This window comes from Paenibacillus sp. WC2504 (assembly GCF_052682475.1).
In genome coordinates this window covers 4,459,289-4,471,708 of sequence record NZ_JBQZFH010000001.1, presented here as the reverse complement: position 1 = coordinate 4,471,708, position 12,420 = coordinate 4,459,289, and the positions used below count along the sequence as shown (strand labels likewise).

The window sequence follows — 12,420 nt, the reverse complement described above, 5'->3', positions numbered from 1 at the left end:
ACATCTAATAGTAACGTAATGCAAACCGACAGTGTTGCATTAACAATTGTTGTTCCCAATGAACGCTACCCTGAAACAGCAGCACACATCAAATCAGCAGAAGAGCATGGTAAGAGTAATATTTGTACCATTGATCGAAAAAGTGCAGAGGAGAATCGTAAGGAGTCTTTGAAAGGTGTACCTATAAAGAAGGGATTTGACCGCGACGAATTTCCAATGGCTAAGTGTGCGGAAGGTGGAAAAGGGGCAGATATCATGTATGTCACTCCTGAAGATAATAGGGGTGCTGGATCTTGGATTTCAAATCAACTAGAAAAATATTCAGATGGAACAAAGGTTAAGATTGTTGTGAAGTAATTCTAATCGAAATAGGAAGGTGACTATTAAAAATGCAAAAAGGTGTTGAAATTAATGGTTCGATTTTTGCAGATGAAGGTGATTTAGGACACAATGAATTCTTAGATGCATTTATTGAGTTTATTGAGTCAAAAGGTTGGCAATTTGGTGGTGGCACAAAGCAAGTAAATGAGTTTTTTGTGGCAACTTGAATTAATAAAATTGAGGAATCATGGGAGCGTGTCAAGACAGTGCAAAGGTTACTATATGCAATAGCTCTCGTTCTTTTTTTTGTCTTTCTATTTATAGCTCTTATTTATGGTTTCGCAATTCTATTTAACATCATATTGTAATGCCCACAATGCGTGGGAAGTGCTTAGAATTCATCGAAGGTTTTCATTCTCATGAAACTTCGGAACTGAGGACTCCCAATAAAACGGATATATAAAAAAGCCCCCAAATTGGAGGCATGAATTACTTGATTGGGTTAGTCTTTGTAGAAAGAGTCTTATTGTCTTCTGTACTAATTATAACTTTCTGAGCCTTAAATGATTTTTGAGTTTGATCATTTACAACACCAAGTACAGTTGAAATAATATTTGGGACTTTGTTCGGTTATGTTGATTAGGGAAAACCGTTTTGATTCTCCCAATACAACACTACGCCAAAGGTTATGGAGTACGTCCATGGGCCAATGACCCTGAATATGCAACTAAACTTTGGAAGCTCAGCGAGAAGCTGACGGATACCCAATTTGAAAGTCTTTGAACACAGAATGCAGTAGGGAGGTCAAAGTTAATGTTCCCTACTTTTGATATGAAATGTAAGAGGCAGGTTCCTCATAAAATATAAATCCATAAAGTTTTTTGTTCGGCAAATCATTGGTTTGCGTCTTGACGATCGGTTCTGTTTCGTTATTATCTTCCATTAAACCCAATCCAACAATAGCTCCTGCAAAGAAAAGACATGTAATTGCGATGACAATATGATTCTTTTTCATGAGAGCTCTCCCTGGTACATTCTACATCGGCTGCAGGATTTGCTTGATGGTGGTTATTTTATTGTAAACTATGATGTATGTGAAAGTTGTAGAAACGTGACACCCATTGAAACTTCCTCGTTTATTTTCAGTTTAAAAAGCAGTCGTATACTCGGGTCAGTTGATAATTAAAATCTAACGACGAGGGGTCGATTCGTATGAACACAACAAAAGACCAGCAACGCATTGCTATCGTAGGAGCAGGTCCTGGAGGACTGACGTTGTCCCGGATTTTACAGCAGCATGGTATCAAAACTACCGTTTATGAACGTGAAACATCACCTTCAAGCCGCAAACAAGGCGGTTCTTTAGATATCCATTCCGATTCTGGACAGAAAGCACTCAGAGAAGCTGGCTTAATCGAACAATTTGAGACGCTCGCCCGATATGAAGGAGAAGATTTCAAACTTCTCGATAAATTCGGCAATCTGTATATGGATGAAGTGGCGGAGTCCCATGAGGGGGATAGACCCGAAATCGATCGCGGGACGCTGCGGGATCTGTTGTTAAACGCTATCGACCCTGGCACCATTCAGTGGGGTCACGATTTAGTTCAGGCTATTCCTACGGATGATGGGATGCACGAACTGCATTTTCAAAATGGGCATGTGGACACTGTTCACCTTGTTGTAGCCGCAGACGGGGCATTTTCCCGTATTCGTCCGCTGCTTACAGAATCAGTTCCTGCCTACAGCGGACTAAGCATGGTTGAACTATATGTTGAAAATGCCGCTGTCGCACATCCGAAACTGGCTGCTTTTAATCGACGCGGCAAAATGTTCGCCCTTGCGGATCATAAAGGCATATTGAGTCAGTTGAATGGAGATGGCCGAATTTGTGTATATGCGGCATTTGAAGCTGAACGCGAATGGCTGGATACTTGCGGTATCCCGTTTGATCAGCCTGAAGAAGCGAAAAAAAAGCTGCTGGAGTATTTTAGCGATTGGGATGCTTCACTGACCGATTATATCCGTTCCGCAGATGGGCCAATAGTGCCTAGACGTATCTATAGTCTGCCGGTTGGACTCCAATGGACGCATAAACCTGGTGTCACCCTGATTGGAGATGCCGCGCATCTGATGTCCCCTTTTGCTGGCGAAGGCGTAAATTTAGCGATGTTAGATGCCGCTGAGCTGGCGTTGTCCATCGTTCAGCACGATGACTTGAACACGGCTGTTCAAGCCTACGAGGAGAAGATGTATGCCTACTCGTCCATTTCAGCAGAGGTATCCGATGCGAATCTGAAGCTTTGCTTTTCGGACGATGCTGCGCGCAAGTTGGCGGATCTGATGAATCAATACCATGAGAGGGAGAATGGGCAAATGCGCTGAATTCGGATAGAATAGGAATGAAGCATTTTAAATAGAAGAGGGATATCGATGAAACGAATTACAATATTAGTCGCAGATGATGAGGCTGAGATTGCCGACCTGATTGCGCTGCATTTAGAAAGAGAAGGGTACCAAATTATCAAAGCGGCGGATGGCAAAGAAGCTATTCATGCGATTCAATCTCATTCGATAGATTTGGCTATCCTAGATATCATGATGCCGAAGTTGGACGGACATGAAGTGACTCGGCAAATACGTGAAAAGCATCAAATGCCGATCATTTTTCTTAGCGCCAAATCATCGGACTTGGATAAGATAACGGGATTGGTGATTGGAGCCGACGATTACATGACCAAGCCGTTCAATCCGATGGAACTGGTCGCTCGAGTGAACGCTCATTTGCGACGGTCCATGCAGTTAAGTCAACCCAAAGTCGACCATAACCTGCTGGAAGCAGGAGGACTGACGATTGACCCTGACAAGCGGACAGTAATTCTATATGGTGAAAACATTGAGTTAACACCGAAAGAATTTGATATCCTCTACCTTTTGGCGGCTCATTCCAAAAAAGTTTTCAGTGTGGAAAATATTTTCCAACACGTATGGGGCGAAGCCTTTTATGAAAGTGGCAACACCGTCATGGTGCACATCCGTACCCTACGCAAAAAACTAGGTGAAGATGAGAACAATAAAAACAAATGGATCAAAACCGTTTGGGGTGTGGGATATACATTCAATGGCTAAAATGATACGAAGTTTCCGCTTCCAAATGATCGTTCTATTAGGAATGAGCATGCTTTTGTCCGGCGCTTTCACCTTCATCCTTTATAAAGTCCTTCAGCTTTACTACAGCGGTGTTCGGGCCGAAGATCCTTTGGCGAAATTACGCCATTTTATCTCGAATATTGGGGATTTTAATTTCTTTCTCATCTTTTTTATCCCTCTAGCGATTGTTTGTTTCTTTTTCCTTACCAAACCTTATGCTACCTATTTTCATGAGATTTCCACAGGGATTCATCGTCTCGCTAACGGGGATTTTCAAAGCCGAGTTCACATTTCATCGAATGATGAGTTCAGAGAAATTGCGGAAGATATCAATATGGCAAGTGAGAAGCTGCAAAAAGCGGTGGAGCGGGGCGATTTCGCGGAAAGCAGCAAAGATCAGCTGGTCTTAAATCTAGCTCATGATTTGCGGACACCACTAACCTCGGTCTTAGGTTATTTAGATTTTCTGCTTCAGGACAATCAATTGACGGCGGAACAAATCAGGCATTATACAACGATTGCTTTTACGAAGTCCAAACGGCTGGAGAAGCTTATCGACGAACTGTTTGAACTCACAAGGATGAATTACGGCATGCTTTCCATTGAGAAAAAGCAAATCGATCTGAGTGATCTTCTCATTCAGCTTAATGAGGAATTGTATCCTGTTTTCGAGAAAAGTCACCTCTTGGTTAGACTAAATATTGAACCGCATTTGCAAATTCGGGGTGATGGCGAGCTGCTCGCACGTGTTTTTGAAAATTTATTAACGAATGCGAATCGGTACGGAAAAGACGGCCAATTCGTGGATTTCAACTGTTATCTTGATGCAGGGGAAGCTGTCGTCCAAGTTGTTAATTATGGCGATAGTATTCCTTCGGAAGAGCTGCCGCATATTTTTGATATGTTCTACACCGGTGACCGGGCCCGCACGCATCAAGGGGGAAGTACGGGACTCGGTCTCTTCATAGCCAAAAATATCGTGGAACAGCATCAAGGAACGATAACTGCCCAGAGCAGCTTGGTTCGCACGCTCTTTGAGGTGCGTTTACCGCTTTAATGAGAGAAATTTAAGAAAAACTTTAATTTTAACCCACTTCTTTCTTAAAAAGTTTGCCCTATTCTTATGTCTAGTAAGAAGAAGGAGGAAACGAAGAATGAAGAAGTGGGTTTTTTGTCTTGTCATACTTGCACTGCTTGGTTATGAAGCCATTCACCAGAAAACGGAGCGTGTAAATGAAGAACAAGGGGGAGAAAAAGTTGACATTCAAGAGTCGATTCCCCAAAAAAGCGAACAAACGATTAAGATTATGAAAGATCAAATATACCGAGGGAATTTAGTCTTAATTAATAAGGATTACCCGATCCACCAGGTAGGGATTCTCACGGATGTGGTTAATCTTTTTCAGCATAAAGAATTGGTCGATGGCTATGGTTTATTGGATAACACGATTCGCTTATCACAAAGCATCGTGAAAAATTTTACCACCATGATCCAAGCGGCTGATAAAGAGGGAATTCATCATTTTATCATTAACAGCGGCTACCGGGATAACAAAGAACAAAGTAAGTTGTATAAAGATATGGGCCCGGATTATGCTTTGCCGGCAGGGAATAGCGAGCACAATTTAGGTATCGCTCTTGATATTGGTTCGACGCAATCGGAAATGAGTCAAGCTCCTGAAGGGAATTGGCTGAAGAAGAATGCTGCGACCTACGGGTTTATTTTGCGTTATCCCAAGGATAAAACCGCGATTACCGGCATCCAGTATGAACCTTGGCATTTCCGATATGTTGGAGTGCCTCATAGCTTGATTATGCAGCAAAAAAATTTAACGCTGGAACAGTATTTGGATTTCCTGAAACAACAACAGACATTAACAACAACTGTTCTCGGTGTCAAATATGAAATTTCTTATCATCCGATTACAAAAAATACAACCATCCAAGTGCCAAGCAAGCTTAAATACGAGCTGTCCGGCAACAACATGGATGGCGTTATTGTCACTGTATTTTTATAAATGGCATCAAAAACTTAGGAAAGGTGAGGATACAGGTTGAAACAGTTGAAATTCATGTATGACACTGTGATGTCCGGGCTATTTGCCCTTTATATCTACGTGGTGGTTAAAGTTATCTTATTTAAATTCGCTTCGGTTGACATCCCTTTCCTCTGGCATCAACTTCAGAGATATCTAGGGAATCCGATCTATATCCGGCATCGCCTGCAAATGGCTAACTTCCGTCCATTCGAGTCCATCTCGCACAACATTCAAAGTTTATCCAGCCATGACATTATCAATTTGTACGGAAATATCTTGATATTCATTCCTTATGGCGTTTTCTTGATGATTTTGTCCAAAAAATCAAAGATGTCAATGATAGGTGTAGGGTTTCGATCCTTTGCTTTAAGTTTGAGCTTGGAATGCTCACAAGTTCTATTTTCTATCGGCAGCTTTGATGTGGATGATCTTATTTTAAATACGTCCGGTGGGTTGTTGGGCTTTTGCGTATTCAAATTCATGTCAGCTGCTAGCGGCTTGATCCGGATCGGTTCCTTTCGTTTCTTTGCCGAAGAACAGAAGAACCAGCGCTCCGAATACGATGGCAATGAAGAAAATAGTAAATACCGAGGTAATGCTGTGATGTCGAGACACCAATAATCCTACAAGATAAGGACCTATGATGCCTCCGACACGTCCAAAGGATGCTGCAAAACCAACGCCTGTCGAGCGGACACGAGTAGGGTATAGCTCGGGGGTATACGCATACATGGCTCCCCAAGCGCCAAGATTGAAAAAGGATAGGCTAATCCCTGCGGCAATCAGCATGGCTTCTGTAGCGGCCGTACTGAACCAAATCGCGCAAAAAGCTGTTAACAGCAAGTAAGTGACGAGAACGAACTTACGACCGAATTTCTCGATAAAATAAGCCGCAGTGAAATAGCCCGGAAGCTGTGCTAGCGTCATGATCAGCACATATTGAAAACTTTTTACAAGACTAAAGCCCTTCAACACCATGACAGATGGAAGCCACAGAAATATGCCGTAATAGGAGAAAACAACGACAAACCAGAGAATCCAGAGCGTAATCGTTGATTTCCGGAAATTTGCCGACCAGACGGAGGAGGCACGTTCTTTGAGCGTTAAACGGCGACTTCGTTGCTCATTAAAGCGCGGCGAATCTTGAATCGCTCTTCTTAGGTATAAGGCATATAAGGCCGGCAGCGCACCTATGAGAAATGCCGCTCTCCAGCCATATGCAGGAATAACAAAATAGGAAATTAAAGCCGCGATAATCCATCCGCATGCCCAAAAGCTTTCGAGCAGCACCACAGCCCGTCCTCTTTCTGTAGCGGAAAATGACTCAGAAACAAGTGTAGAAGCTACGGGCAGCTCCCCGCCAAGACCGAATCCAGTGATGAAACGCAGGATACATAACATGATGAAACCGGTTGCTATTGCAGAAAGTCCGCTTGCGACAGAAAAAATCAGCAGGGTTACCAAAAGCACGGATCTACGGCCATAGCGATCTGCACTTGCTCCGGCAACGGCTGCACCAACAGCCATTCCTATTGAATTGATGGCTGCCAATAGGCCAATTTGCTGTGCTCCCAATTTCCAATCAACAGCCAAAGCGGCGACGATAAAGGAAATAATCCCTACATCCATGGCATCAAATAACCAGCTTATCCCCGCGCTGAAAAGTAATTTGCGTTTTGCTGATTCCTGCAGCAATGTTGATTTACTCATGTTCGTATACGGCTCCCATCCTCAGACTGTTACCTCTATCTTCCACCTATATTCCGATTTCATACATGTGAAAGCCTAAAGGAATATCATGCAATTGTTATGGGTAATTTTACCTATTACTTTTCTACTCTACAAGTCTATCAATTTCTCAATTTTTGGGATATAATGGGACTCGTTCCGTATTTTTGTTGTCGCATGTATTTTACAGGAGGATGATGGGTCAGGATGGTTTCATTTCGAAAAGGGGTAGCTTCCTTGTTGGCGGCAGTATGGATAGCGGCCATTTCGCTACCAATCGGGGCACAGGCAAACAGCGATGCAGTGGCATATCCGGATGTGCCGGCAGATTATTATGCAAGTCAAGAGATAACTCATCTCAAAGAGAAAGGTATCGTGGATGCCGAAGATGACGGAGGCTTTCATCCGGACGATGCCGTTACTCGCGGAGATGCCGCTAAATGGCTGAGCAAAGCGCTCAAGCTCAAAAAGCCGACAACGTTGAATGGTTTTACGGACGTTTCAGCAAATAGCCCTTATGCAGAAGCAGTCAATGCATTGAAAGAACAAAACATTGTGCAAGGCAGCGATGGCATGTACCAACCCGATGCGCTCTTGACACGCGAACAGATGTCAAGCTTGCTGGTGCGTGCTTTCCAACTGAAGGATAACGGCATCCAAACATGGCTTAAGGATGAAGCAACGATCGGCAAAGCGCATCATGACGATGTCTTGAAGTTAAAGCAAAATTTTATTACTGAGCAATTAATGTTTATGCCGCAGGATCAGGTAACTCGCGCTCAGTTAGTCTTATTTTTATTCCGAACGATTTCTCAAAAAGAAGAAATAGGGCAGGGTCCTGGTTCACTGGATGACTTTTTGCAACTACCGAATAAAGCCCAAATGCGGCTATCCCCTGATAGTAAGTCGTTAGCTTATTTACAACCATGGGAAAACCGCATGAACCTATATATCCAAAAGGTTGGAGAGTCGGAAAGTACGAGAATCACGAGCTCCAAAGACGAGAATATTGATAGCATATATTGGATTACCGATAAAGTGTTGATTTACAAGATGGATAAAGGCGGTACGGAAAACACACATATTTATGTAGTGAACGTTGACGGGTCAGGTGAAAAAGACTTAACGCCATATACGAATGTAAAAGCTGATCTTCTGGATGTGTTGCCTTCCAAGACTGAAAGCGATATTGAGTTATTGCTAACTATGAATAAGCGTGATCCCAAAGTGATGGACGTTTATAGGGTTAAGCTCAGTACAGGTGATACAAATTTGCAGGTGCAGAATCCTGGAAACGTCAAATTTTGGGTAACGGATAACTGGGGAGAGGTTCGTGCCGCAATAGCTGTAGACGGTGAAGCCACTAACCTTCTATATCGTGAAAATGAAAGCAAAGATTTTGATAAAATTGATACGTTTGATCGCAAAGATACCTTTATTCCGGCTATGTTTACGTTCAATGACGAGCAAATCTACGCTGTTTCCAATGTAGGGCGCGATAAGCAGGCTCTCGTGAAATATGACCCGCTTACCAAGAAAGAGACGGAAGTCATTTATGTCAATGATGAGGTGGATCTCACTAATTTTATCGTGTCCTATAAGAACAAATCCATTGCGGCCGTCACCTATGAGACGGAAGAGATGAAGTTACAGGCCTTGGATCATGAATTTGAAACGTTGTTCCACAAAATCGAGGACAAACTTCAAACTGCTCATTGGAATTTGATCGGATCGCCGGACAGGGATGTCTTGCTGCTATACACATATAGCGATACATCTTATGGCAGCTATTATCTCTACGACCGTAAAACGGATAAGATTGACAAAGTTGCAGACGTACAACCAAAGTTAGATGAAAAGAAGATGGCGAAAATGCAGCCGATATCTTTTAAAAGTAGAGATGGACTAACGATTCACGGGTACTTAACGCTCCCCCAAGGCGCAGCTCCTAACAAATTGCCCGTTGTTATCAACCCGCATGGTGGACCGTGGGCTCGCGATTCCTGGGATTTCAATATGGAAGCTCAACTACTGGCGAGTCAAGGGTATGCGGTGTTGCAGATGAATTTCCGTGGGTCATCAGGTTACGGGAAAGCCTTCATGAACGCGGGAGATAAGCAGTGGGGGAAAACCATGCAAAACGATATCACGGACGGTGTGAATTGGTTGATTAAAAGGGGAACTGCTGATCCTGAGCGCATTGCCATCTATGGAGCATCCTATGGTGGATATGCGACATTGGCAGGGATGACGTTTACGCCTGATTTGTATGCTGCGGGTGTGGATTTCGTAGGACCTTCCAATCTGATTACCTTCTTGAACACGATTCCGCCATACTGGTCCATGGACCGTTCGATGATGTATCAGCAGGTCGGTGACCCTGTCAAAGATAAGAAACTGCTTGAAGCGGCATCGCCGGTCCTGCATGTCGACCAAATAAAAGCGCCGCTAATGATCGCACAAGGTGTAAATGATCCTAGAGTGAATAGAGCAGAATCGGATCAAATGGTGGCCGCGCTGCGCAAATTGGATGTAGATGTCCCTTACATGCTGAAGAAGAATGAGGGTCATGGGTATCAAAAACAGGAAAACGTACGCGACTTTTATGAAGCACTTATTCATTTCTTAAATAAAAATGTGAAAAACAAGAAAAAATCCGCATAATCGCGTATTACATATCTTAGTGCCAAGAACCTCGATTTTGTGAGGTTGTTTGGCACTTTTTTTGTTTACTAAGCGCTGATTTGCTGGAGAAGTAAGCGGGTGATATGATTAATGAATGAATTCAATCTCGTTTATTTGTTATAGGAGGCTACCGTGGACAAAATATCAATCCCTGAATTGTTTAAAAAACTAGAAACAGAAGAAGTCCTGTTGCTCGATGTCCGTAGCAATGAAACCGCTTCTGAATATACACCAGAGCATAATAATCTTCATCGCGTACACATTGAAAAAGGTAAAATTAACAACTGGTCAGAAAGTACCGCAGCCGAACTTCAAAAAATCGCAGGAGGCAAAACGGTGTACGTCACTTGTTCAGGTGGTAACTCTGGGACGAATTGTGCCATTATACTGCGTGAGAAGGGGTTTGACGCGATCACCGTCGATGGCGGAATGCGTGCTTGGCAGGCCGAATTGTCAAAACAGGAGGACGAAAAAGAGCGCGGCTGGAATTTTGACAACAGTTATGCTCGTCTGCCTAAACTATTTTATAGCCGGATCAATCCGACTCCTGTTCCTTCACCAGAAATCGTGATTTTCAACGATAGGTTGGCTGTATCACTAGGTTTAGATATCCAGGAGCTTCAAGGAGCTGATGGCGCGGAGATTTTCGGAGGCAACCAAATCCCTGAAGGTGCTTCGCCACTTGCTCAAGCTTATGCAGGGCATCAATTTGGATATTTTAATATGTTAGGGGACGGCCGGACTAATTTGCTCGGCGAACATATTACTCCTCAAGGCGACCGAGTTGATATTCAGCTAAAAGGGGCAGGACCTACCATTTACTCCCGCGGTGGGGATGGTAGAGCGGCGCTTGGTCCGATGCTGCGTGAATATATTATAAGTGAAGCGATGAGCGCATTAGGTATCCCAACAACCCGCAGTTTAGCGGTGGTTGCGACAGGTGAAACCGTGTATCGTGAAACCGAGCAACAAGGAGCAATTGTTACCCGTATAGCTGCTAGTCATATACGTGTTGGTACTTTTCAATTTGCGGCAAAATTTGGCACTCCTCAGGATCTTCAAGCCATGGCTGATTACACGTTGCAGAGGCATTTTCCAGAAGTTGAGGCGGATGAGAACCGGTACCTGTCCCTTTTAAATGAAGTGATTAAACGTCAGGCTAATCTTATCGCCAAATGGCAGCTTGTTGGGTTTATTCATGGCGTGATGAACACAGACAACATGGCGCTTAGCGGTGAAACGATCGATTATGGTCCTTGCGCTTTCATGGATGTGTATGACCCGGCTACCGTGTTCAGTTCCATTGATTCGCAGGGGCGCTATGCCTATGGCAATCAGCCTCGCATTGCGGCTTGGAACCTTGCAAGATTTGCTGAAACCTTATTGCCTTTATTGAGTGAGAATGAAGAAGAAGCGATACAAATAGCTGAAAGTGCGCTTGCTAATTTTTCGGAACGGTATCATCGGAATTGGCTGTCAGGAATGAGAGCGAAATTGGGGATTTTTAACGAAGAGGTTCAAGACGTCACGTTAATCGAAGAGCTGCTCAGTATGATGCATAAATACGGGGAAGATTTCACGAATACGTTCCGTGCGTTAACCTTGGATAAACCCGAGGAGACGTTCCTTTTCGGGACCGCGGAATTCGCTCAGTGGTATGAGCAATGGCAGGCGAGATTAGGCAGACAGCAGGAGACGAAAGACTTGTCACAGCAATTAATGCGCACCAGCAATCCGGCCATTATTCCACGTAATCATCGGGTAGAAGAAGCATTAGAAGCAGCAGTAAAACATGGAGACTATCGTGTGATGGAGCGGCTTCTTCAAGTTCTTTCAAACCCTTTCGCGCATACAGCCGAACAATCGGAATATTCCGTACTGCCAGCACAAACTGCTCGTCCTTACCGGACCTATTGCGGAACCTAAGAATGAATCGTACAACGACGGAGAACGATGAGGATACCACCATGGATAAGCAGATAACGATTCAAGCGCTGAAATACGGAAATGTTCCTCATTACGAATGGAACACAACGCTTTTGGAAAAGACGGATTCTTACATTTTTGTTTTGGGCCAAAAGGGAAGACAGTTGCAACATTATACGAAGCAAAAAGTGTTTACGATGGAGACGTGGACGATTGAATTTTTTTCATTTGATTCGTGGTTTACGGTAAGTGCTGACATCGTCGGTGGCAAGATCCGGCAGTATTATTGCAATATTAACCAACCTGCCAAATTGGATGGGAATACAGTTTCCTTTGTAGATTTAGATCTGGATTATATTCAATTAGGCGGCGAATGGATGGTTGTTGATGAAGACGAATTTGCGAGCAATGCCATCAAGTTTGCTTATCCAACCGATTTGATTCATCAAGCTCGACTGGAATTAGAAGGGTTAAAGGAGCGGGTTCGTCATAACCTGTTCCCTTTTGACGGCTCGCTAGCGAAGCATATTGCACGTGTCCCGATCGAATAAAATAGAAAAGAGGCTGTCCG

At 43.6% G+C, this 12,420-nt stretch carries 11 protein-coding genes and 1 pseudogene; 10 read left to right on the top strand and 2 right to left on the bottom strand.

Translation table 11 applies throughout. From position 1 onward, the window contains the following. Positions 1-18: 18 nt before the first annotated feature. On the top strand, positions 19-357 hold the full coding sequence (locus ACUN27_RS20095) for a NucA/NucB deoxyribonuclease domain-containing protein (RefSeq protein WP_445560648.1): 339 nt from the start codon (positions 19-21) through the stop codon (positions 355-357). 32 nt (positions 358-389) lie between these two features. After that, positions 390-548: a hypothetical protein gene (locus tag ACUN27_RS20090; protein WP_315949979.1), complete on the top strand. Its 159-nt coding sequence runs from the start codon at positions 390-392 to the stop codon at positions 546-548. Between the two features lie 593 nt (positions 549-1,141). On the opposite strand, the gene ACUN27_RS20085 is transcribed toward ACUN27_RS20090, so the two are convergent. After that, complete coding sequence (locus tag ACUN27_RS20085; RefSeq protein ID WP_315949980.1) at positions 1,142-1,336, bottom strand: hypothetical protein; 195 nt, start codon at positions 1,334-1,336, stop codon at positions 1,142-1,144. A 197-nt stretch (positions 1,337-1,533) separates the two neighbouring features. Here ACUN27_RS20085 and ACUN27_RS20080 point away from each other — a divergent pair, with 197 nt between their 5' ends. The 5 genes and pseudogenes from ACUN27_RS20080 to ACUN27_RS20060 form a co-directional block, all read left to right on the top strand. Continuing rightward, positions 1,534-2,706, top strand: coding sequence for an FAD-dependent oxidoreductase (locus tag ACUN27_RS20080; RefSeq protein ID WP_445559503.1), 1,173 nt, complete (start codon positions 1,534-1,536; stop codon positions 2,704-2,706). 48 nt (positions 2,707-2,754) lie between these two features. After that, positions 2,755-3,450: a response regulator transcription factor gene (locus tag ACUN27_RS20075; RefSeq protein ID WP_326060520.1), complete on the top strand. Its 696-nt coding sequence runs from the start codon at positions 2,755-2,757 to the stop codon at positions 3,448-3,450. Continuing rightward, complete coding sequence (locus tag ACUN27_RS20070; protein ID WP_315949983.1) at positions 3,443-4,528, top strand: sensor histidine kinase; 1,086 nt, start codon at positions 3,443-3,445, stop codon at positions 4,526-4,528. The genes ACUN27_RS20075 and ACUN27_RS20070 overlap by 8 nt, the downstream gene beginning before the upstream one ends. Positions 4,529-4,625: 97 nt before the next feature. After that, entirely contained in the window at positions 4,626-5,489 is an 864-nt protein-coding gene (locus tag ACUN27_RS20065) for a M15 family metallopeptidase (protein WP_445559502.1), read from the top strand. 54 nt (positions 5,490-5,543) lie between these two features. Continuing rightward, a pseudogene (locus tag ACUN27_RS20060) lies at positions 5,544-5,981 on the top strand (VanZ family protein); the annotation flags it as partial. A gap of 12 nt (positions 5,982-5,993) precedes the next feature. Here ACUN27_RS20060 and ACUN27_RS20055 read toward each other — a convergent pair. Then, positions 5,994-7,220: an MFS transporter gene (locus ACUN27_RS20055; protein WP_445559501.1), complete on the bottom strand. Its 1,227-nt coding sequence runs from the start codon at positions 7,218-7,220 to the stop codon at positions 5,994-5,996. Positions 7,221-7,445: 225 nt separating this feature from the next. Between ACUN27_RS20055 and ACUN27_RS20050 the strand changes: the two genes are divergently transcribed. The 3 genes from ACUN27_RS20050 (at position 7,446) to ACUN27_RS20040 (ending at position 12,400) form a co-directional block, all read left to right on the top strand. Beyond that, positions 7,446-9,902, top strand: a complete 2,457-nt coding sequence (locus tag ACUN27_RS20050; protein WP_445559500.1) for a prolyl oligopeptidase family serine peptidase — start codon at positions 7,446-7,448, stop codon at positions 9,900-9,902. A 153-nt stretch (positions 9,903-10,055) separates the two neighbouring features. After that, positions 10,056-11,849 (top strand): protein adenylyltransferase SelO family protein, encoded by a 1,794-nt coding sequence (locus ACUN27_RS20045; protein WP_315949987.1) that lies wholly within the window; start codon positions 10,056-10,058, stop codon positions 11,847-11,849. Positions 11,850-11,890: 41 nt separating this feature from the next. Then, the gene (locus ACUN27_RS20040; protein ID WP_315949988.1) at positions 11,891-12,400 is read left to right on the top strand and encodes a DUF402 domain-containing protein; all 510 of its coding nucleotides are present in this window, start codon (positions 11,891-11,893) and stop codon (positions 12,398-12,400) included. The last annotated feature ends 20 nt before the right edge of the window (positions 12,401-12,420 follow it).

Coding starts and splice junctions, on each gene's coding strand:
- ACUN27_RS20050 (WP_445559500.1), top strand. CDS start 7,446: ATGGTTTCATTTCGAAAAGGGGTAGCTTCCTTGTTGGCGGCAGTATGG.
- ACUN27_RS20075 (WP_326060520.1), top strand. CDS start 2,755: ATGAAACGAATTACAATATTAGTCGCAGATGATGAGGCTGAGATTGCC.
- ACUN27_RS20055 (WP_445559501.1), bottom strand. CDS start 7,220: ATGAGTAAATCAACATTGCTGCAGGAATCAGCAAAACGCAAATTACTT.
- ACUN27_RS20085 (WP_315949980.1), bottom strand. CDS start 1,336: ATGAAAAAGAATCATATTGTCATCGCAATTACATGTCTTTTCTTTGCA.
- ACUN27_RS20080 (WP_445559503.1), top strand. CDS start 1,534: ATGAACACAACAAAAGACCAGCAACGCATTGCTATCGTAGGAGCAGGT.
- ACUN27_RS20095 (WP_445560648.1), top strand. CDS start 19: ATGCAAACCGACAGTGTTGCATTAACAATTGTTGTTCCCAATGAACGC.
- ACUN27_RS20065 (WP_445559502.1), top strand. CDS start 4,626: ATGAAGAAGTGGGTTTTTTGTCTTGTCATACTTGCACTGCTTGGTTAT.
- ACUN27_RS20040 (WP_315949988.1), top strand. CDS start 11,891: ATGGATAAGCAGATAACGATTCAAGCGCTGAAATACGGAAATGTTCCT.
- ACUN27_RS20090 (WP_315949979.1), top strand. CDS start 390: ATGCAAAAAGGTGTTGAAATTAATGGTTCGATTTTTGCAGATGAAGGT.
- ACUN27_RS20070 (WP_315949983.1), top strand. CDS start 3,443: ATGGCTAAAATGATACGAAGTTTCCGCTTCCAAATGATCGTTCTATTA.